The organism is Gilliamella sp. W8123, assembly GCF_016101085.1.
GTDB lineage: Bacteria > Pseudomonadota > Gammaproteobacteria > Enterobacterales > Orbaceae > Gilliamella > Gilliamella apis.
This window is the reverse complement of record NZ_JACFRE010000001.1, coordinates 603,724-626,383: the sequence shown is the minus strand read 5'-3', so window position 1 is coordinate 626,383 and position 22,660 is coordinate 603,724. Positions and strand designations below refer to the sequence as shown.

At 34.1% G+C, this 22,660-nt stretch carries 19 protein-coding genes and 1 tRNA gene; 14 read left to right on the top strand and 6 right to left on the bottom strand.

Annotated elements, in window-relative coordinates:
• Positions 1-37 precede the first annotated feature (37 nt).
• The 10 genes from pal to H3T56_RS02780 all read left to right on the top strand — a co-directional run bounded on the left by pal (position 38) and on the right by H3T56_RS02780 (position 13,175).
• Complete coding sequence (gene pal, locus H3T56_RS02825; RefSeq protein WP_034903771.1) at positions 38-511, top strand: peptidoglycan-associated lipoprotein Pal; 474 nt, start codon at positions 38-40, stop codon at positions 509-511.
• Positions 512-579: 68 nt separating this feature from the next.
• A complete protein-coding gene (ybgF, locus tag H3T56_RS02820) occupies positions 580-1,311 on the top strand; it encodes a tol-pal system protein YbgF (protein ID WP_165754873.1) in 732 nt (243 codons plus the stop codon).
• A 135-nt stretch (positions 1,312-1,446) separates the two neighbouring features.
• Positions 1,447-1,522, top strand: a tRNA-Lys gene (locus tag H3T56_RS02815).
• Positions 1,523-2,025: 503 nt separating this feature from the next.
• Complete coding sequence (locus H3T56_RS02810; protein ID WP_198191944.1) at positions 2,026-4,143, top strand: TonB-dependent siderophore receptor; 2,118 nt, start codon at positions 2,026-2,028, stop codon at positions 4,141-4,143.
• Positions 4,144-4,668: 525 nt separating this feature from the next.
• Positions 4,669-6,933, top strand: coding sequence for an aconitate hydratase (locus tag H3T56_RS02805; RefSeq protein WP_198191943.1), 2,265 nt, complete (start codon positions 4,669-4,671; stop codon positions 6,931-6,933).
• A gap of 21 nt (positions 6,934-6,954) precedes the next feature.
• Positions 6,955-8,217, top strand: coding sequence for an NADP-dependent isocitrate dehydrogenase (gene icd, locus H3T56_RS02800; protein WP_198191942.1), 1,263 nt, complete (start codon positions 6,955-6,957; stop codon positions 8,215-8,217).
• 17 nt (positions 8,218-8,234) lie between these two features.
• A complete protein-coding gene (locus H3T56_RS02795) occupies positions 8,235-9,590 on the top strand; it encodes a citrate synthase (protein WP_198191941.1) in 1,356 nt (451 codons plus the stop codon).
• A gap of 138 nt (positions 9,591-9,728) precedes the next feature.
• Positions 9,729-11,267, top strand: a complete 1,539-nt coding sequence (murJ, locus tag H3T56_RS02790; protein ID WP_198191940.1) for a murein biosynthesis integral membrane protein MurJ — start codon at positions 9,729-9,731, stop codon at positions 11,265-11,267.
• Positions 11,268-11,289: 22 nt separating this feature from the next.
• On the top strand, positions 11,290-12,210 hold the full coding sequence (locus tag H3T56_RS02785; protein ID WP_065577778.1) for a hypothetical protein: 921 nt from the start codon (positions 11,290-11,292) through the stop codon (positions 12,208-12,210).
• A 26-nt stretch (positions 12,211-12,236) separates the two neighbouring features.
• Positions 12,237-13,175 carry a hypothetical protein gene (locus H3T56_RS02780; protein ID WP_198191939.1) on the top strand — a complete coding sequence of 313 codons (939 nt, stop codon included), beginning with the start codon at positions 12,237-12,239 and terminating at the stop codon, positions 13,173-13,175.
• On the opposite strand, the gene dusC is transcribed toward H3T56_RS02780, so the two are convergent.
• From dusC to H3T56_RS02750, 6 genes are all read right to left on the bottom strand, one after another.
• Positions 13,172-14,131: a tRNA dihydrouridine(16) synthase DusC gene (gene dusC / locus H3T56_RS02775; RefSeq protein ID WP_198191938.1), complete on the bottom strand. Its 960-nt coding sequence runs from the start codon at positions 14,129-14,131 to the stop codon at positions 13,172-13,174. The genes H3T56_RS02780 and dusC overlap by 4 nt on opposite strands.
• A complete protein-coding gene (locus H3T56_RS02770; RefSeq protein ID WP_198191937.1) occupies positions 14,122-14,901 on the bottom strand; it encodes a molybdopterin-synthase adenylyltransferase MoeB in 780 nt (259 codons plus the stop codon). The genes dusC and H3T56_RS02770 overlap by 10 nt, the downstream gene beginning before the upstream one ends.
• A gap of 79 nt (positions 14,902-14,980) precedes the next feature.
• Complete coding sequence (locus tag H3T56_RS02765) at positions 14,981-16,300, bottom strand: amidohydrolase (protein ID WP_198191936.1); 1,320 nt, start codon at positions 16,298-16,300, stop codon at positions 14,981-14,983.
• 21 nt (positions 16,301-16,321) lie between these two features.
• Positions 16,322-16,771 (bottom strand): hypothetical protein, encoded by a 450-nt coding sequence (locus tag H3T56_RS02760; RefSeq protein ID WP_065577773.1) that lies wholly within the window; start codon positions 16,769-16,771, stop codon positions 16,322-16,324.
• A gap of 10 nt (positions 16,772-16,781) precedes the next feature.
• Complete coding sequence (locus H3T56_RS02755; protein WP_065650838.1) at positions 16,782-17,558, bottom strand: DUF3100 domain-containing protein; 777 nt, start codon at positions 17,556-17,558, stop codon at positions 16,782-16,784.
• A gap of 45 nt (positions 17,559-17,603) precedes the next feature.
• Positions 17,604-18,149: a cysteine hydrolase family protein gene (locus H3T56_RS02750; RefSeq protein ID WP_086360738.1), complete on the bottom strand. Its 546-nt coding sequence runs from the start codon at positions 18,147-18,149 to the stop codon at positions 17,604-17,606.
• A 285-nt stretch (positions 18,150-18,434) separates the two neighbouring features.
• Between H3T56_RS02750 and aspS the strand changes: the two genes are divergently transcribed.
• Genes aspS through ubiD form a run of 4 tightly spaced genes read left to right on the top strand, consistent with a single transcriptional unit; the run spans position 18,435 to position 22,603 of the window.
• On the top strand, positions 18,435-20,192 hold the full coding sequence (gene aspS, locus H3T56_RS02745) for an aspartate--tRNA ligase (protein ID WP_198191935.1): 1,758 nt from the start codon (positions 18,435-18,437) through the stop codon (positions 20,190-20,192).
• A 10-nt stretch (positions 20,193-20,202) separates the two neighbouring features.
• Positions 20,203-20,670: a dihydroneopterin triphosphate diphosphatase gene (gene nudB, locus H3T56_RS02740; protein ID WP_065614346.1), complete on the top strand. Its 468-nt coding sequence runs from the start codon at positions 20,203-20,205 to the stop codon at positions 20,668-20,670.
• Positions 20,667-21,083 (top strand): hypothetical protein, encoded by a 417-nt coding sequence (locus H3T56_RS02735; RefSeq protein ID WP_065650835.1) that lies wholly within the window; start codon positions 20,667-20,669, stop codon positions 21,081-21,083. Before nudB ends, H3T56_RS02735 begins: the two co-directional genes overlap by 4 nt.
• A 56-nt stretch (positions 21,084-21,139) precedes the next feature.
• A complete protein-coding gene (gene ubiD / locus H3T56_RS02730; protein WP_110453032.1) occupies positions 21,140-22,603 on the top strand; it encodes a 4-hydroxy-3-polyprenylbenzoate decarboxylase in 1,464 nt (487 codons plus the stop codon).
• The last annotated feature ends 57 nt before the right edge of the window (positions 22,604-22,660 follow it).

The window sequence follows — 22,660 nt, the reverse complement described above, 5'->3', positions numbered from 1 at the left end:
TAAGTAAAATTTATTTAAAAACAAAGGAGTTAATACAATGCAATTTTCTAAATTTCTTAAAGTAGCCGCGGTTGCTTTACCATTAATCGCTGTAACTGCATGTTCATCAAACAGTAGCAGTAAAGCAGGCGGTAACGGTGCTTTATCAAAAGAAGCTTTAGAGCAACTTCAAAAACTACAACAAATTAACACTGTTTATTTTGATTATGATAAATACAATGTTAAATCAGAATATGAAACATTGTTAAATGCACATGCTGTATTTATTCGTTCAACTAACTTAAACGTTATTATTGAAGGTCATGCCGATGAGCGTGGTACTCCAGAATATAATATCGCTTTAGGTGAACGTCGTGCATCAGCAGTTAAATCTTACCTACAAGGTAATGGTGTTTCTGGTGAACAATTATCAATCGTTTCTTATGGTAAAGAAAAACCAGCAGTATTAGGTCACAACGAAGCAGCTTATGCTAAAAACCGTCGTGCAGTAGTTACTTACGCTGGATACTAATCCCATCTAATGACGGCTGAATCATCAGCCGTTTTTTATTTCCAATGTTCACGTTGAGTTTATATAATATGTATAAAAAAATAATCACATTGTCCTTATTTCTTTTGTTTGCTGGTTATGGTTGTGCTGCTGGTAGTTCTGATGTTGATAGAACAATACAAGCTCAAGGGCAGTTAATCATTCAGAATCAACAAAAAATTAGTGATCTACAATCTGATTTAGATACACTTCGTGGCCAATTAGAAGAAACAAGGCACCAACTTAATCAAACTATTGAACGTCAAAAAATGATTTTGCAGGAAATGGCTAATGGTACAGGTTTCTCCGCAAGTAATTCCAATACAGGATCACAAGAAAACAGTTCTGATTCGGTTGCGAGTCCTGAACAATCATCTTCAGAACTATCTGGATGGTCGACATCGGGAGATGATAAAGCTGATTATAATTTTGTCATGCAATTTATCAATGATGACAAACAAAGTGACAATGCTATTGTTGCCTTCCAAAATTTCTTAAAAGCTTATCCAAAGACCAACTATCGTGCAAATGTTAACTATTGGCTTGGTCAACTTTGCTATAAAAAAGGTAAAAAAGATGATGCTTCATTCTATTATGCAACAGTAGTAAAAGATTTTCCTTCTTCACCAAAAGCTGCAGATAGTCTTTATAAAGTAGGTGTTATCTTACTTGATAAAGGTGATAAAAAGAATGCTAAAGCTGTTTTTCAACAAGTGGTAAATAAATACGCTAAAGATAAAAATGCAGTTGAGCAAGCAAATAAAAAGCTATCATCGCTGTAACAAAGTGTATAAATAACCAGCTATCGAATAAAAATAGCAATAAAAGGGTTGCGCCTTTTTACAATTCTAAGTATTATAGCAACCCGAAATTGCTTGAAACACAAAGTAATTTAACAAGAATTATCTTATCAAAATGGGTTGTTAGCTCAGTCGGTAGAGCAGCGGACTTTTAATCCGTTTGTCGAGCGTTCGAATCGCTCACGACCCACCACCCTTTTTCATCAATATAAAAAACAACTCAAATAAAATTAATAGATAAAGCGATGAGAACGCTAGCGTTCGACAAATTCGTCAGGAACGAATTTGAACAACACAACGTGTTGGCCCTGAAAGGGTGAGACACAGGATGTGTCGAATAATCTAGCTCACGACCCACCACCACTTTTTCATCAATATAAAAAACAACTCAAATAAAATTAATAGATAAAGCGATGAGAACGCTAGCGTTCGATAAATTCGTCTGAATTATTTCAATTATCGTTTATTCAATTTTTTATCATTTCTAAAATTTGCTTAAACTAGTAAATTGGTCCCTAACTAAAATTAATTAAATTTCCTAATTATATAAATTAATTTCAATAAGATATGAGTTGATAACCTTTTTTAATTGATTAAAAAATATAAAATAATTTGTAAATGCAAACAATAATCATTATCATTATTTGTTGTTATTTTGAAATTAATTAGATAACACAGCAAATAATAGGAAAAATAATGAAATTAGTTAATCAATTAGTCTTACCTTGTATATTGGGCTCATCAGCTTTTATAGTTAATGCCCAAGAAAAAGTTAATGGTGATAATGATATTGAAACTATGAAAGTTGTCGCAACTATTAAGGATAATAATGATCAGCGCATAAAAAAATCATCAACAGCAACTAAAACATCCTTTGATATTAAGGATATACCACAAACCATCAATTCGGTTAATCTTGAACAAGAGAAAATTTATGGACAAAACGACCTAAGTGTTATTGTCAATAAATTGCCTGGTGTAGATGCAACCTATGATATGCGGGATGAAGGCATAAAAATTAGAGGCTTTTCGGCAAGTTCTGGTGATATTTACCGAGATGGTGTTCGTGCAAGCGGACAGGTTAGGCAAAGTACCGCTAATATTGAGCGAATTGAAGTACTAAAAGGGCCTGCCTCGGTACTCTACGGTCGAGGTTCTGGTGGCGGAATAATAAATATGATCAGTAAACAAGCCAACTTTGATTCACCAACGACATTAAGTATTCGTGGTGGATCTTGGGATAAATATGGTGGAATGGTAGATATTAATCATGTTTTACATGATAAGCTTGCGGTACGAATGACCATTGATCATCAATCGGATAAAAGTTTTCGTAAAGGTATTAAACAACGAGATACAATGATTTCTCCAAGTTTATTGTACGATAATTTGGAAGGATTTAATTGGTTAGTACAATATACTAATGATAAATTATGGCGTAAACCTGATCGGGCTCCAGCTTATTATGATTTACCTAAAGGTGTTTCGATTAAAACGGCTTATGCGCATCCAGATGACTATGTCAAAGATAATTTTAATTCATTACGTTCGGTAATGGGATATCAATTCAATCATAATTGGTCTATCAAATTAACGAATATGTATCGTAAAGCTGATCAAAATTTTGATCATCTTTATGCGGGTACTTATTGTGATCTGAATGGAAAAACTAGCAGAAAAGCCTCTTGTAACTACCAAGGTAAATTGAAATTCCGTCGAGCTTGGCAAGAAACCTCAAACAAAACCTATAGTAATACGCTTGATTTAGCGGGTAAATTTGCTACGGCAAGTATTGCTCATGATATGTTAATCGGAATTGAATATAATATTGAAAAACGACAACCTCGATTAGCTTTAACTAGTGAATATCCAGAAGCAATTGATCCGTTTCATCCTCATTGGAACTCTAAAAAGCCTCGCTACAATAAATTAAATACTAAGACAAATCATAAAGCTACATCTAAAGGATTATATTGGCAAGATCTCATTAGTTTTACTGAACAATGGAAATTACTTGCAGGATTACGTTATGATAAATATGAGTTTGCTTCGGATAATAAATTAAATCATCAAAGTCGTTCTTATGAGGGTCACTCTTTAAGCCCACGGATAGGATTAATTTGGCAGCCGATAGAGTCACAAAGTTTTTATGCTTCTTATAGTAAAAATTTTGCACCTTATGGTGGTCGAGGCATGATAACTATTGCTACTGATTCTAAGACGGTCTATGATGACAAACCTCAATATTCACGCCAGTATGAAGTCGGGATTAAGAGTGATTGGTTTAATGATAAGCTATCTTCTCAAATCGCCCTCTATGACCTTGAACTGTATAATGTTCGTTATCAACCCGATGCCGTCAATGACCCTTATAATTGGCAGGTTAGAGGTAGTGATCGAAGCCAAGGTATAGAATTAAGTGCAATAGGACAATTGAGTAAAAATTGGTATATCAATAGTGGTGTTGGTTATCAACAGGCTAAAGTTCATAAAGATAAAAAATCACCTGATAATAAAGATAAGTATTTATCTAACACAGCCAAACATAGTGGTTATTTAGGTGTTCGTTATTTACCTTATGAAAATTGGTTTACCGAAATTGAATTCAATTATAAGGGCTCAATGTATAACGATGATAAAAATCTGGTTAAACGTTCTGGTTATGGAATATGGAATGCGGCTGTAGGTTATCAAACACGATCTATTGATGTAACTTTAGCTGTAACTAATTTATTGGGTAAAGAGTATTGGCGATCAAGTAGTATGCCGGGAACGCCTAGAGCTTTCTTACTAACTGCTAGTTATAAATTATAATTGTTAATAAGTATTTGTCAGAGCTAAATTAGGTTTTGATACATTAAAGAGGGAATAGTATTCCCTTTTTTAATTATTCTTATCTTTTAACGACTGATTAAATAATTCTGAGCAACTAATTTGAATAATGAGATTAATGTTAAAAAACTTAAAATAAAATTTAGATGTAGCAAAAAATCATTTATTAATATCAAAAAACATCCTTATTTAGCTATTTTATGACTTAAAAACCCCTCTCCTCAAAATTTTTACATTATTTTTACTTATACAATTTGCTAATTTTGAATTTTCTTTAATGTGCATAATATTTAATATTTCGCTAGTATAGAATTTGTACTAGTTAACAAGGCTAAACTAATTACTGTTAATACTATTGATAGTAGTAATTACGTTAGGATTGCATAAAATAAAAACAATGCTATATTATATGAATAATTAATCAAAAAAATAGAATAAATATTCAATTATTGTGCTTATGAATAGAGCTTTAAAGGATATTATAATATCAGCAATGGGAGCTTCATTATGGTTTTCGATATTGATTTAATAAAAGATATTTATCAAAGTTATCCACAAAAAATTGATGTTATCCGCCAGAAAATTGGAAAACCATTAACATTGACGGAAAAAATTCTCTATGCTCATCTGGCTGAAGGAGAGGAACTTAAAGCTTATAAACGAGGGGAAGATTATGTAAATTTCTCCCCCGATCGTGTCGCGATGCAAGATGCAACGGCACAAATGGCATTATTACAGTTAATGAATTCTGGTCGTAAACGGGTCGCGGTACCTTCAACTGTTCATTGTGATCACCTTATCCAAGCTTATAAAAATGCCCATGACGATCTGATTGTAGCTGAAAGCAATAACCACGAAGTTTATCAATTCTTACGCGATGTTTCGAACAAATATGGCATCGGATTTTGGAAGCCTGATGCTGGTATTATTCACCAAGTGGTGCTGGAGAATTATGCCTTTCCTGGTGGGATGATGATTGGTACCGATTCACATACCCCTAATGCCGGTGGTTTATCCATGATTGCAATTGGTGTTGGTGGTGCTGATGCTGTTGATGTAATGGCTGGTATGCCATGGGAACTGAAAATGCCAAAAATTATTGGCGTAAAATTGATTGGCAAATTATCGGGTTGGGCATCACCAAAAGATGTCATTTTAAAACTAGCAGGTATCTTAACAGTTAAAGGTGGTACTAATTCCATTATTGAATATTTTGGCGAAGGTACTGAGTCATTATCCGCCACCGGTAAAGCAACAATTTGTAATATGGGGGCAGAAGTGGGAGCAACGACTTCAATCTTCCCTTATAGCAAAAAATCTGCTGATTATCTTAGCATGACAGGTCGTCAAGAAGTCGTTGATTTAGCTAATACATTAACCGATTGTTTCAATCCTGATAAAGCGGTACTAGAACAACCTGAAAATTATTATGACCAAGTTATCGAGATTAACTTATCGACGTTAGAACCTTATGTTAATGGTCCATTTACTCCTGACTTAGCTTATCCTATTTCCCAGCTTGCCTCTGCTGTTAAGGAACATGATTATCCTGATAATATGGAAGTTGGACTTATTGGATCATGCACTAACTCTTCTTACGAAGATATGATGCGCGCAGCTTCAGTGATTGATAACGCCAATAAGTTAGGTTTGAAAGTAAATGCCAAATTAATTATAAATCCTGGTTCAGAGCAAGTTAAATATACTTCAAAACGAGATGGTATTTTAAGTCGTTTTGAACAAGCTGGTGCAGCTATTATGGCTAATGCATGTGGGCCTTGTATTGGGCAATGGCGTCGTGATGATGTTGCCGATGAACACAAAAATTCGATTGTTACTTCGTTCAATCGTAATTTCGCTAAACGTAATGATGGTAGCCCAAACACTTATACATTTGTTTGTTCGCCAGAAATTGTAGTAGCGCTATCAATTGCTGGTAAATTAAGTTTTAATCCATTAACCGACAATCTCATCAATGATAAAGGTGAAAAAGTTAAGCTGCCAGAACCTATCGGTGATGAGTTACCAAAACGAGGATTTGCTGTCGATGATGCCGGTTATATTGAGCCGATGGCTGATGGTAGTTTAGTTGAAGTTCGTATTGCACCTAATTCAGAACGGTTGCAACAGCTGTTACCTTTCTCACCTTGGGATGGTAAAGATATTATTTCGCAACCGTTATTGATTAAAGCAACCGCTAAATGTACCACTGACCATATTTCAATGGCCGGTAAATGGTTAAAATTTCGTGGTCATTTAGATAATATTTCCAATAATATGTTAATTGGTGCGGTTAATGCTTTTAATCAGAAAACCAACAGTGTGTTTGATGCACAAACTGGCGATTATGTTGAAGTCCCTGCGTTGGCTCGTAAATTAAAAGCACAAGGAATTGGTTCAATAGTCGTTGCTGAAGATAATTACGGTGAAGGTTCGTCAAGGGAGCATGCCGCAATGGAGCCGCGCTTTTTAAATGTTAAAGCAATTGTGGTTAAATCGTTTGCGCGTATTCATGAAACTAATCTGAAAAAACAAGGTATGTTAGCGCTAACTTTTGTTAATAAGGATGATTACGACAAAATTCAAGAAGATGACCAAATCAGCATTACTGGACTTTGCGATTTTGCACCAGGTAAAAATTTGACATTAACCCTTCATCATCGTGATGGTCGTCAAGATTTTTTTGCAGTAGCGCATACTTATAATCAAGCACAAATTGAATGGTTCAAAGCGGGTAGCGCATTGAATAAGTTAAAAGAAGAATTTAAATAAGAAATAAGAGGAAGAGACAATATGAATCAGCAAGTTTCAATTGAAAATGGACAATTAGTCGTTCCAAATCATCCAACGATTCCTTTTATTGAAGGCGATGGCGTTGGTAAAGAGATTTGGCATGCTGCTCAAACTATTTTTGATAAAGCAGTTGAAAAGGCTTACCAAGGCAAACGTAGTGTTCTATGGAAAGAGGTACTTGCTGGTGAAAAGTCGTTTAATGCAAATGGATCATGGTTACCGCAAGAGACCATGGATGCCTTCAAACATTATCTTATCGGTATCAAAGGACCATTAATGACACCAGTTGGCGGTGGGATCCGCTCACTCAATGTTGCTTTGCGTCAAGAGTTAGATCTTTATGTCTGTTTGCGCCCAGTGCGTTGGTTTAAAGGTGTTGAATCACCGTTAAAGCACCCAGAAAAAGTCAGTATGACCATTTTTCGTGAAAATACTGAAGACATTTATGCCGGTATTGAGTGGCAACAAGGTACAGCTGAAGCTGAAAAGTTTTATCATTTTTTAGCTGACCAGATGAAAGTGACCAAAGTCCGTTTTCCTAACACTTCGGCTTTCGGGGTTAAACCTGTTTCTATTGAGGGATCTGAGCGTTTAATCCGAGCCGCAATTAACTATGCATTACAACATAAATTACCATCGGTTACTTTAGTTCATAAAGGTAATATTATGAAATTCACAGAAGGTGGATTTAAGCAATGGGGCTATGAACTTGCGGAAAGAGAATTTACTGACGTAGTATTCACCATGAATCAATATGCTAAAATTCAAAAAGCCGAAGGTAAGGCAGCAGCTGAACAAGCATTACAAGCCGCGAAATCAGCCGGTAAATTGATTATAAAAGATGTGATTTGTGATGCATTTTTACAAAATACCTTGTTAAAACCCGAGGATTATTCGGTTGTTGCGACATTAAACCTTAATGGTGATTATGTTTCCGATCAGCTTGCCGCCATGGTAGGTGGGATTGGTATTGCACCGGGCGCTAATATTAACTATTTAACCGGACATGCTATATTCGAAGCGACCCATGGTACCGCTCCTGATATTGCCGGCCAAAATCAGGCCAATCCATCATCACTTTTATTATCTGGCGTGATGATGTTTGAATATTTAGGATGGCATGAAGTTGGGCAACTAATTACTAATGCAATGGAAAGCTTATTTCAATCAGGCAAAGCAACTGCAGATTTAGCGCGCTTTATGCAAAATGGGCAACCATTATCAACAACCCAATTTACTCAAGCCGTTATCGATAATTTATAATTCAAAGGGGATGGTTAATGAAAGAAAAGTTCTTAGTTTATAAATTATCGGAAACCATTAAAAATACCAGTAAAATTGAATCTCAGCTATTCGAACAATTTAATGTAAAACGTGGATTACGTAATGCTGACCATACCGGTGTTTTAGTTGGGTTAACCAAAATTGGTGATGTATTAGGTTATGAACGCTTAGATGATGGCTCACTAAAACCAATTGCAGGTAAATTATTATATCGTGGTATTGATATTGAAGAGCTTGTGCATAATGCTCAACAAGAACAACGTACAGGTTTCGAAGAGACTATTTATTTACTTTTATCTGGTTCTTTGCCCGATAAAGAAGAATTACGTGATTTCTCACGTTTACTTTGTGAATCAATGGCATTAGAAAAGCAAACCAAGATTGCAATTATGGAGCTTGAAGGGCACGATGTAATGAACATTTTGGCTCGAACTGTTCTAGAAATGTATACTTATGATCCGGAGCCTGACGATACCTCACGCGATAATTTAATGCGTCAATCCATAGATCTGATTGCTAAATTTCCAGCTATTATTGCGTATGCTTATAATATGTTAAGCCATAGCGCTAAAGGAAAATCCTTACATATCCGCCATCCTCATGAGGATTATTCAATTGCGGAAAATTTTCTTTATATGATGAAAGGCTCAGGAGGATATACAGAGTTAGATGTAAGAGTACTTGATTTAGCCATGATAATTCATGCTGAACATGGTGGCGGGAATAACTCAACTTTTACTGTTCGAGTAACGAGCTCAACGGGTACTGATACTTACTCATCAATTGCCGCTGGGATTGGTTCATTGAAAGGCCCATTACATGGCGGAGCAAATTTACAAGTCGGAAAAATGCTTAAACATCTTGCTGATGAGATTAAAAATTGGACTGATGTGAATGAAATTGATGCTTATTTACAACGTATTTTAAATAAAGAGGTCTTTGATCAAAAAGGGCTAATTTATGGTATTGGTCATGCTGTTTATACGGTATCAGATCCACGGGCAATGTTACTAAAAGAGATGGCATATAAACTCGCTCAAGAAAAAGGCCGAGAAAAAGAGTATAACTTTTTAAATTTACTAGAAGAACGAGCTATTCATGCGGTGGTGAATCGTAAAAATGCCCGAACCAAAAAACAAGTTTGTGCCAATGTTGATTTTTACTCTGGGTTTGTTTACGACATGATTGGTTTACCTAAAGAAGTTTATACTCCTTTATTTGCTATGTCGCGAATTGTTGGTTGGTGTGCTCATCGCATTGAAGAACTCAATTTTGATGATCGTCGAATTATCCGTCCGGCCTATAAAAATATTGGCCAACTTATGTCATTTACTCCTTTAAAAGATCGTTAGTTTATTTACCGTCAGTATTTCCTGACGGTAGCTGCTAAAAATATTGCTTATTAAAAAATCGTGGTGATTTAGAACAATAGTTTGTAGACTATGCCTAATTAATCGTTTTTGGCTATGTACTTTGTACATAAATTATATATGAATCTTTTAAAATCTTTAGCTACAGTTAGCTCGATGACAATGGTTTCACGTGTTTTAGGATTTGTACGTGATGCTATTATTGCCCGCTTTTTTGGTGCGGGAATGGCAACGGATGCCTTTTTTGTTGCATTCAAATTACCAAATTTGCTTCGCCGTATTTTTGCCGAAGGTGCGTTTTCACAGGCGTTTGTACCGATTTTAGCTGAATATAAAAATCAACAAGGCATTGAGGCTTCACGTACTTTTGTAGCTTATGTTGCGGGGCTATTAACGTTAGTATTGGCTATTGTTACCTTAATTGGTGTTATAACTGCACCTTTTATTATAATGTTAACTGCCCCCGGATTTATGCAAGATTCAACTGAAAAGTTTGAGCTTGCTACTGTGATGTTGAGAATAACATTTCCCTATATCTTTTTTATTTCACTCGCATCATTAGTTGGTGCCATACTTAATACCTGGAATCGTTTTTCTGTTCCTGCGTTTGTGCCAACTTTACTTAATTTAAGTATGATAGTTGGTACATTATTTTTAACACCTTATTTTAATCCTCCGGTACTTGCACTCGCTGTTTCGGTAGTTATTGGTGGTGTTTTACAACTGCTTTATCAGCTACCATATTTAAAAAAGATTGGTATATTAGTTTTACCGCGAATTAGCTTCAAAGATAGTGGTGTTTGGCGAGTGTTAAAACAGATGGGGCCAGCTATTTTAGGTGTATCAGTTGGACAAATATCACTGATTATAAATACGATTTTTGCCTCATTCCTAATTTCAGGTTCTGTTTCATGGATGTATTATGCTGACCGACTTATGGAGTTTCCTGCCGGTGTGCTCGGTGTGGCTCTAGGTACTATTTTATTGCCATCTTTAGCTAAAAGTTTTGCCAAAGGTGACCAAAAACAATATTCAGAGCTATTAGATTGGGGGCTTCGTCTCTGCTTTTTATTAGCTTTGCCAAGTACCGTAGCATTAGGTGTTATTTCAAAACCATTAATATCAACTCTTTTCGAGTATGGGCAATTTACTTTGAATGATACGTTAATGACCCAACGTGCATTAATTGCGTATTCAATTGGTTTACTCGGGCTGATTTTAATTAAAGTATTGGCTCCTGCATTTTATTCCAGACAAGATATTAAAACACCCGTTAAAATAGCTATTGTCACTTTGATATTAACTCAGTTAATGAATTTGGCATTTATTGGGCCATTACAACATGCAGGACTTTCATTATCAATTGGGCTGGCAGCATGTTTTAATGCTGGGCTGTTATTTTGGCAACTTCGCAAAAAGAAACTCTATCAACCTCAACCGGGCTGGTACCGATTTTTAATCAAGGTAATTATTGCTGTTATATTGATGTCTTTTACTTTGTGGTTTGGTGCACAGTTATTACCCGATTGGTCAACTGGCTCAATGTTAGCCAGAATTGGTCGTCTATTCTTATTGGTTATAGTTGGTATTGGCATCTATTTTGGATCGCTGGCTTTAATGGGTTTTAAAATAAAGCATTTTATTAAACGAATTGAATAAATATAGATAACAAGGAAGTAAGATGGAGAAAACGTTTTTTTTTAAATTGTCGATGATAGGTAGTACAATTTATTTGTTTCTGAGTTTTTTATTGATTATCTTGTATCGCTCTTGTCTACCAGATATAGGTTTCTCTCAAGAATTATTTTGGGAAAATCTTGACTCCACTAGCTTAGATTCGCTTTTTTTATCTCATTTTTTTGAAGCGTTATGGCTTTTTGGTTTATTAACATTATTTCTTCATTTTAATAATATTTATCTTGTTAACATACATAATGTCCTTTTATTATTGCTATTAATATTAGCGTATTCAGGCATCACTTTTTGTATATGGCGTTCTATTGACACTTATATTGATGAGCTATCTTCTTCATCACTGCGTGTATTATGTGATTCTGCATTCATTTTTCTTCATTATATTTTTTATTCTTTACTTTTATATTATTTGGTTGAATTATCGAAAAAAATTTTTTTTAAAAATCGACAAGCTTTTTGTTTAACGTCCGAAAATAGTAGTTTAATACATGCGATACTTTTTTTAGCATTTATTTGTCCAATTTTGTATAGTGGATTTAGAATAATTGAAAATTTAATTATGTTTTTTGGCCATGGATCTGTTAATCTTGATTTAAAATTTACTTTTATCCTTTTTATACTATTTTGTATGCGTGTTAGTAAAAAAAATTTCATGATTTCTTTTGATGAAATTCAATACGCAAGGTTATTTAAAAGTGTATTCGTATCTAGTGTCTTGTTGTTAGTTAATGTTTTAATTTGTTTACTTCTTAGAGGAGAGTCTAGAAGTTTTTATTTTGATTATTCCTCGTTAATCTTAGATTATGTTAAACTGTTTTTTTTAGTTGTATTTTTTCTTTTATTAACTTATCTAATTTTCAATAAAGTGACTAAATATTATTTTTTAAAATTTGATAATAAAAAATAATCAATGGAATGGAGTGTAATATACATATGGAAAAGAGTTTATTTAAACTACCGTTGATAGGTTGTTTAATCTATTTTTTGTTAAACATATTATTGAATATATTTTCTTTATATTTGCACGCAGATGAACTTTTCTTAGGTAATTTTACTTGGTATGTATTTTTTGATGGACCTTTTTCATTTTTATTACGGTTTTTTTTTGAACACTATTTTATAGATTCCTTATTAGTTTTTGGCCTTTTAACTCTATTCTTTCATTCTGCCCATGTTTATGTTGTTAATAAAGTTAATATCACTTTGTTAATTATTATAATGTTGATTTATTGTATTGTTGCCTATTTCATAACAATTAATACGAACGTTTATTTAAAAATAGAATCGCCTTTGTTTCTAATATTTTTTAATATAGCATTTGCTATTATCCGTTATGTACTTGATGCTTTACTTTTATATTATTTGATTGTTTTTTGTAAAGGTTATTTTATTAAAAGCCAAAATCAGTTTATTTTAACGAAAAAAGACTCCCCAAATATTCACTTTGTTCTTTTTTCTATTTTTAGTTGCTTTATATTGATTAAATGTTTTATCTTTCTAAATCGAGCCTTTTTAAATGTATTTAATGGTTCTATTTATAATTATTTAACGGCTATTTATTTGGTTGCGATATTATGTGGTTTGGTATTAAGCAAACAATCTTTTCATGTTTTCTTTGATAAAATTCAATATGAAAAACTTTTTAAAAGTGTATCAATATCTAGTGGTTTAATTTTCTTCTATGTTTTTATTGCCTTTACTATCATTGATAATAATCCATCAAAATACTATATTGATTCATTTATATCTGTTTTTAACAATATTAATAAATTACTTTTAGTGATATTGCTTATTTCATTGATTTGTCTAACTATTAATAAAACAACTAAATATTATTTTGGTAAGGCAGTATTTAGAAAGAGTCAAAATTAGTTAGATTCATTATCTAATTTGGTTTTCAAAAAATTACAGATTTCATTTTGTGATTTTAGTTGCCTGATTTCAGGTAATAATATTGATGCTTGTGGGTAATATTGTCTTAAATAAGCTAACCACTGTTTTATTCTAGCCGAATGGTAAAGTGGTTTAGCATCTTCGATGGATGTCATTGCATAACGAAGCAGTAATTGCATTACTTCTTGCCAATTTAATGGTGAATGATTAAAACGAATTGTATTGGCTAAATTAGGAATATTAAGTATTCCTCGACCAAGCATAATGTCATTTGTTTGGCTTTGCGTTAAGCAATTTTGAGCATCTGCAATAGAAAATATTTCACCGTTAGCAATAACCGGAATGGTTAATTTTTGTTTAATTTTACCAATGGTTGGCCAATCAATTTTCTCGGCTTTATATCCATCAGCTTTAGTACGTCCGTGAATAACAATTTCATTAGCACCAGCTTGTTCAATTGCTTCAGCTATTTCGTAACAGTGAGATTTATCATCCCAACCTAATCGAATTTTAACAGATAAAGTTGAGGCAGAGCCAATTGCTGTCCTAACTTGAGTTACAATATTAAATATTTGCTCAGGATATTGTAATAAATAAGCACCACCATGGCTGCCAACAACGGTTTTAGCTGGACAACCAAAATTGATATCTATGCCATAAGAACCAAGTTCAAGCGCTTTAATGGCATTTTCAGCCATCCATTCAGGAGATTGTCCTAATAATTGAACTCGGACTGGCGTTCCTGATAAGGTTTTTCCTTCATTATAAAGTTCTGGACATAGTCGATAAAAAGTTCGGTTTGATAATTTATGCTGAGTTACTCTTACAAACTCAGTGACACAATAATCAAATTGATTGATTTCAGTTAATATTTGCCGCACATGATAATCAAGAACCCCTTCCATTGGTGCTAAAATGATGCGATTTATTTGCATTTTAGATCCTGTTTAGCATGTTGGTTTCCACAGACAATACAATTAGTTTGTTTAGTAAATATGACTTGGTTAAATTCCATCGTCATAGTATCAATCATTAGAACTCGACCAATTAAAGGTTTTCCATAATTGGTAAGTACTTTGATTGCCTCTAGAGCTTGCATTGAACCGAACATACCAACTAATGGTGCCATTACACCCGCTTCAATACAAGTCAGCTGGTTTTGCCCAAATAATTGACTTAAGCATTGATAGCATGGTTGATTATCTTGATAATTGAATACAGTGAGTAAACCTTCCATGCGGATTGCCGCACCAGAAATTAATGGTTTCTTTTCGAGAAAACAACAGCGATTAATTTGTTCACGGCTAGTTAAATTATCGGTGCAATCAATAACGATATTATGTTGTTTGATTAGGGAAATTAGCTCATTATCACTCAGTTTCTGATTAATTGTTTCAATAATCATATCGGCATTAATATTACATAATGCTTGTTTTGCGACTTCAACCTTATACTGATTTATTGATTGTTGAGTATATAAAATTTGTCTATTTAAATTCGACGCTGATATTGTATCAAAATCAATTAATGTTAGTTTACCGATGCCTGATGCTGCTATATAGACGGCAGCAGCACAACCTAACCCGCCTAACCCGATAATTAAGGCTGTACTATTTTTTAAAATTTGCTGCTTGTCGATATCAAATCCATGCAAAGTGATTTGTCGGTCGTAGCGTAGCAATTCTTGATCAGAAAGCGTTAACATATGAAGTGATAGTTATTGTTGATAATGATTTGTATAGTATAACAAAAACTTGGCACATGATTGTGCCAAGTTTTTAACTTTATTTATCAAAACCAGATAGGAATGTTAAATATTCTTCTTTTGTCATAAGTGGTTGGTAATTTGTCATTAATGTTTGAGCTGATTTCGCATCATCATAAAGTAGATCAATAATGGTACATGCCATCATTTGTGCAGGGCGAATATAAGCCATATCTTCATCAAATACAGTGTAATCTTTGCCATGTAACACGCCTCTAACCGAACCAATCCAAGGATGACTTACTGGCATAATATGCGATAGATCACCTGTGTCGGTACTTCCTGTCATATGAGGTGCAATTGAAACATTTTCTTCACCAATTAAATTTTCAGCATTTTGTTTTAGAAAATCATTCAGTGTTGGATTATTATTTAACGGCAGATAACCTGGAAGATCTTTAATTTCACAAGTAGCACCAACAGCCATTGCTCCTGCCTTTAGTGCTTGATTAATTCTTTCATTAGCGTCAATCATGGCTGGTACATTACCTGCTCGCACATAACTTTCCATTCTTACATCGCTTGGTACAACATTTACTAAATCACCACCTTGGGTAATAATTGGATGAAAACGAATATAATCTTTTTCTTGAAATGTTTCACGGATAGCATGTACACCCATCATTCCCATCATAGCTGCATTTAATGCATTTACACCAGCATGAGGAGCTGCGGCAGCATGGGATGCTTCACCTTTATATTTAATTAGTTTACCAATAAAGCCATTGCTTGTAGTTGAGATCTCAATAAAACCATCTTGGCGTTCATTTGGAACACTGGTTAAATGTATTTGTAATGCCATATCAACATCATCAAAATCACCGCGAGAAATTAATTCTGGTTTGCCTCCAATATATTTAATCCTACCTTCTTCTATTAATCGATTTCGATACGTAATTTCAACATATTCTTCGGCTGGAACGGCAAATGGTACTACATCACCAGCTAAAAATTCCATTGCACCTGAGTCAATTAGTCCCATAGTGACAGCCATCATATTAGCGATTTGCGCATTATGTCCACAGCAGTGAGCCGCACCTGATGTTTCATCAGCAGCAGGGTGGTCAGCACAAATAATCGCATCAAGCTCACCAATAACCGCTATACTATATTTGCTATCTTTACCGCCTTTAAGACGACCTTTTACCCCGGTTAAGGCTAATTTATTTTTAAAAGGAACACCTAATTTCTCAAAAGCATCTTCTACTTTTTTAGCCGTTTTGTGTTCTTTATAGCCAAGCTCTGGTTCTGACCAAATTGCCTCGGCAATTGACTTGATATCTGCTTTTCGATTTGCAATTGCATCGCAAACTTTTTTCTTTAGTTCTTCTTTTGTCATAAATAAAATCCTTATCTAAATTTAGATAACGCCTTCCCAGTGTAGTGTGACTTGAGCAATTATAGCTGCAAAAATAAATGTACCAGAAAAAACAGCTAAAGATACGGGAATAATGCGCCAAGAGATATTTTTAAATAACGCAAGATCTTTACCGATAGCTAATCCTGCATAAGCAAGTATAGGCGTACAAACTGCAAGTAATGACACTTGATCAGTAATTGCAACAATTTCTTGATGGTATGGGAATATTGGTGCTGACATGATAGCTGCAACCACAGATACCCATAAAATTACCGGTAATTTATTAAATCCGGGTAACTTACTTATTAACAGCCCTACAATAGAGATAATAACTAGCATCGCTACTGCTTCAAGCGATGAAATCAAATCAATTTTATATCCCACAGTGTTACCAGCTGCCATAATAATGGCAACTAAAATAAATACAAAAATCGTCTCGAAAATCTTCATTATGACATCCTTATTTTTTGCGTCGAAAACGGTCTAAAGTGTTATACATAAAAGAAGCGAAAGGCAAAGAAAATAGTGTGTAAATATACATACCCACCATTCCCGACATTAAATTCGCTGTGGTAGCATAAGCATTAATGTTTTCTGATAAGTCAGGATATAAATCGCTTATTGGTGCAAGTGAGGCTGCCATCATACTTCCACTACCTACACCAGCTCCCATTGCTAGCGCATATGGGTGTAGAATGTTCAATTTTGCTATTAAGCTGGCAAGAATACTCATCCAAATCGCACCATAAAGAGTACCGCAGACATACATAGCCATAACACCTCGACCTTCGGGTGAATCTAAACCATATTTATCTGCAACTATGGCGATATTAGGTTCGCGAGCTACCGAATAAGTAGCCCCAACAGCTTCTCGTTTCATACCTAAGATCATTGCTAATGGTAGGCCCAGTAAAATGGTTCCGGCAAAATGACCTAATTCTTGAAAAATTAGGGCTAGTTTGGCATCTTCTAAAATCATATCAATTTTCGGGCCTACAGCTACACCAAGTTTTGCGACAAGTAGAATTAATGTAACCATCATAACAAGACTTGCATTTTGCATATTTTTATTGGTTAATATTTTTAGTTTTGGGAAGCTAATAATGCCACCAAAAATCATTGCATATAGCATTGGATAAACAGCAATAATCCATATAGTTTGTCTGCCGATAAGCTCACAAATAATTACTACTAAAAAGGCAATTAAATGCAATTTATAGTCTCGTAAAACTTCCATTCTTGCTCCTTCTTCATTTTTTTATCTATTTTTACACTGCACTTCTTATACTATTGTTGCTCCTAAGGTATTTTGAAAGTGTTTTAAAGCCCATTGATGGCCAATAGGATCAAAGCTTGCAACAGCATTTTGATGAATAACTAATTTATAACCTAAGTTATAGGCATCTACAGCCGTATGTAAAATACAAATATCAGTACAAACGCCAATCAGATGGATTTCAGTGATATGTCTTTCGCGTAAACGGAGGTCAAGATCCGTACCACAAAATGCTGAGTAGTGACGTTTATTGATCCAGTAGATATTGTCTGAATATCGGTGTTGTTGGTAAAGTTGCTGTAATTTACCAAATAATTGTTGGCCAACAGTCCCAACAAGATTGTGAGGGGGAAATAGCGAATTTTCCGGATGGTATTTATCTAAAGGTTCATGAGCATCAATAGCAAAAACGATAAATTCATTATTGTTAATAAATGATTGAGTTATGTTTATCATTTCTGATTCAATTTGTTGACCTACGGAACCGGTTGTTAAAGCTCCATTATCAGCAATGAAATCATTAGTATAATCAATTGAAATTAAAGCTTTCATATCCAATAAACAACATTTAAATAATCCTAAAGCTTATTAATAAATATCAGATATGACAAGTTATTAAATTAATCATTTTTCAAATTTATTTATAAAAGATGTATTTTGATTAATTATCTTATTGAATTTAAATAAATTTACAAATGATTATATAAATTAAAATTATTATCATAAACTGAGTATAAATAAATTAAATAAGGATTATTTTTATAGATAGTCTTTATCCCCCGATAAATTGCTCTATAATAATTATCATTTTTGACAATTGTACACAGGATATATTTAATGAGAACAATTTATTGCGGACAAATAAACGCAAGTTATATTAATCAAGAAGTCACACTATGTGGATGGGTCAATAAACGCCGAGATTTAGGTGGAATGATTTTTATTGATATGCGTGATCGTGAAGGAATTGTGCAAGTTTTTTTTGATCCTGATTACCCACAAGCACACGAATTAGCTGGCGAATTACGTAATGAATTTTGTATTCAAATTAAAGGTAAAGTAAGAGCAAGACCTGAAGGTCAAGTTAATAAAGATATGGCAACTGGCGAAGTTGAAATTTTGGCTACTGAGCTGACTATTTTCAATCGTAGTGATGTCTTACCTCTTGATTTTAATCAAAACAACAGTGAAGAACAACGTTTAAAATATCGCTATATTGATTTGCGTCGACCAGAAATGTCTACCATTTTCAAAACTCGAGCCCAAATTACCGCATTTGTTCGTTCTTTCATGAATGAACATGGCTTTTTAGATATCGAAACACCAATGTTAACCAAAGCAACACCTGAAGGGGCTCGAGATTATCTTGTACCAAGTCGTGTTCATAATGGTGAGTTTTATGCATTGCCACAATCGCCACAGTTATTTAAACAGCTGCTAATGATGTCAGGCTTTGATCGCTATTATCAAATTGTTAAATGTTTTCGTGACGAAGATCTTCGTGCTGATCGCCAACCTGAATTTACCCAAATTGATGTTGAGACCTCTTTTATGAGTGCTGAACAAGTGCGTGAAATTATGGAGAAAATGATTCGCGAACTTTGGTTACATGTAAAAAATATCGATTTAGGTCGTTTTCCAATATTAACTTTTGCTGAAGCAATGCGACGATTTGGTAGTGATAAACCAGATTTACGTAATCCACTGGAAATTATTGATGTGGCTGATTTAGTAAAAGATATTGATTTTAAAGTATTTTCAACACCAGCGAATGATCCAAAAGGTCGAGTTGCGCTACTTTGCGTACCAAATGGTGCACAATTAACACGCAAACAATTAGATGATTATACGCAATTTATCTCGGTATATGGCGCTAAAGGTATGGCGTGGATCAAAGTTAATGAACGTAACAAAGGTTTAGCAGGTGTACAAAGCCCAGTAGCTAAATTCTTTAATGAATCTCAAATGGAAGCATTACTCAATCGTGCTGATGCTAAAGATGGCGATATTTTACTATTTGGTGCAGATAGTTATAAAGTTGTTAGTGATGCATTAGGGGCTTTACGTTTGAAAGTCGGTAAAGATTTAAGTATAACTGATGAGAATAAATGGGCAGTACTTTGGGTTGTTGATTTCCCAATGTTTGAAGAAACAGAGGAAGGCTTAAGTGCTATGCATCATCCATTCACATCACCGAAGGATTTCACGCCAGAGCAATTAATTAATAATCCTCAAAATGCGGTAGCTAATGCATACGATATGGTTATTAATGGTTATGAAGTAGGTGGTGGTTCTGTACGTATTCATCGAAGCGAAATGCAACAAGCTGTCTTTTCAATTTTAGGTATTAATGAAGATGATCAGCGTGAAAAATTTGGCTTCTTACTTGATGCACTAAAATATGGTACACCACCGCATGCAGGTTTAGCCTTTGGCTTAGATAGATTAACTATGCTATTAACTGGAACTGATAATATCCGTGATGTTATTGCTTTTCCAAAAACAACTGCAGCAACATGTTTGTTAACTGATGCACCTAGTCCAGCTAATCCAGCAGCGTTAAAGGAACTTGGTATTGAAGTGAGTCAAAAGTAACGGTATTTATATGCAAAAGTATAAGAACCCTGAGTCAGTTTTAGTTGTTATTTATTGTAAAAGCACTCAGCGAGTTCTTATGTTGCAACGTAAAGATGATCCTAATTTTTGGCAATCAGTTACAGGTAGTTTGGAAAAAAATGAATTGCCTAGGGATACGGCAATTCGTGAGGTTTTTGAAGAGACCGGTATAGATATTAATGGAAAAAATCTTAAATTAATTGATGCAAAACATGTGGTTGAATTTGAAATTTTCCCTCAGTTTAGATATCGGTATGCACCAGAAGTAAAGATAAATAAAGAGCATTGGTTTTATTTACCTCTTTGTGATGAGGTAACGCCAGTACTTACTGAACATTTATCTTATCAATGGTTAACTATAAATAGTGCAGCCAATCTTACTGTATCACCAAATAATGGTGAGGCTATTGGTAAAATTGGTTCAATTGAGAAAATTAATTTAAGAGATCAAAAATGAAATTTAATCAATATATCTTTTTGTTGTTTAGTTTATCCTTTCTAATATCAAACAGTTATGCTGAGATAAATATAAAAAGGTGCAAAGTTAATCAAGGTGACTACATCATTTTTGATGAGTATGATTCTCAAATCGCCGAAAAAATCATCGATTATAAATTACATAATCAACCCGAGAAACGAGAAAATAGTATTATTAAAATTTTCGCCAATGAAAATAGTGATGATCGTAATTATTGGTTAGCTTCGATTCAAACTGATAATAAAACTGAAGATTATTTATTTTATCAAGTAGATCAAAATAAATTTACTGAAATTGATCAGCAACAGTTTCAAATTTTATTACCTAAAATTGTTGGGTGTAATCAGATCAAAGAAGTTCCTATATATAGTGAAAATTTCGATGCAGATTAATTAATATTTATCAGCTTGTATTTGATTAATGTAATTTAGAGTTGAAAGGAGCAATAATGGCATTATCTAATTTTCGGGATTTTTTAGATTACCTTGAACAGCAAGGCGAACTGAAACGAATTAGTTATCCGGTTAATCCTCATCTTGAAATGACAGAAATCGCTGATCGTGTATTACGTTCACAAGGTCCGGCATTATTGTTCGAAAATCCAATTGGTTATAAAATCCCAGTGTTGTGTAATCTTTTTGGTACGGCTAAACGAGTTGCTATGGCGATGGGGCGAGAAGAAACTACAGAATTGCGAGCAATTGGCGAATTGCTCGCTTTTTTACGAGAGCCTGAACCACCGAAAGGTATTCGACAATTTTTTGATGTTTTGCCTAAATATAAACAAGTTCTTAATATGCCGGTAAAGCGTCGTTCTTCAGCACCTTGTCAGGAATTAATTTTTAAAGATGATGAAGTCGATTTAACTCAATTACCTATTATGCATTGCTGGCCAGGAGATGTAGCCCCACTCGTAACTTGGGGGTTAACAATAACCAAAGGTCCTCATAAAGAGCGTCAAAATATTGGTGTTTATCGCTTACAATTATTGGGTAAAAATAAATTAATCATGCGTTGGTTATCACATCGTGGTGGTGCGCTTGATTTTGCTGAATGGCAAAAATCTCATCCAAATGAAAATTTTCCAGTTAGTATCGCAATAGGCGCAGATCCAGCCACTATATTAAGTGCCGTTACGCCAGTGCCAGATACATTATCAGAATACGCTTTTGCAGGATTGTTACGAAATAGTCGAACAGAAGTTGTTAAGTCATTATCAAATGAATTAGAAGTGCCAGCGACAGCTGAAATTATTCTCGAAGGTTATATCGATCCCAACGAACTAGCTGCTGAAGGCCCTTACGGTGATCATACTGGTTATTATAATGAAGTTGAAAAATTTGCCGTGTTTACTGTGACTCATCTAACTCGACGCAAAGATGCCATTTATCATTCCACTTATACTGGTAGGCCACCAGATGAACCGGCAGTAATGGGATTAGCATTAAATGAAGTGTTTATTCCAATATTACAAAAACAATTTCCTGAAATTGTTGATTTTTATCTTCCACCTGAGGGATGTTCTTACCGAATTGCTATTGTCACAATCAAAAAACAATATCCAGGGCATGCCAAAAGAGTCATGATGGGTATTTGGTCCTATTTAAGACAATTTATGTATACTAAATTTATTATTGTTTGTGATGATGATATTAATGCAAGGGATTGGAAAGATGTTATGTGGGCTATATCAACAAGAATGGATCCACACCGAGATACTACATTTGTTGATAATACGCCAATTGATTATCTAGACTTCGCTTCACCTGTATCTGGCTTAGGGTCTAAAATGGGATTGGATGCTACAAATAAGTGGCAGGGTGAAACAAATCGAGAATGGGGAAGCATTATTACTAAAGATGAAAAAGTGGTTGCCCATGTTGATAAAATTTGGCAGGAACTTGGTTTGTAATATATTTAACTAATTAATGGGAAAATAATGGATAAAGTTAATTGCAAAACAAAACTA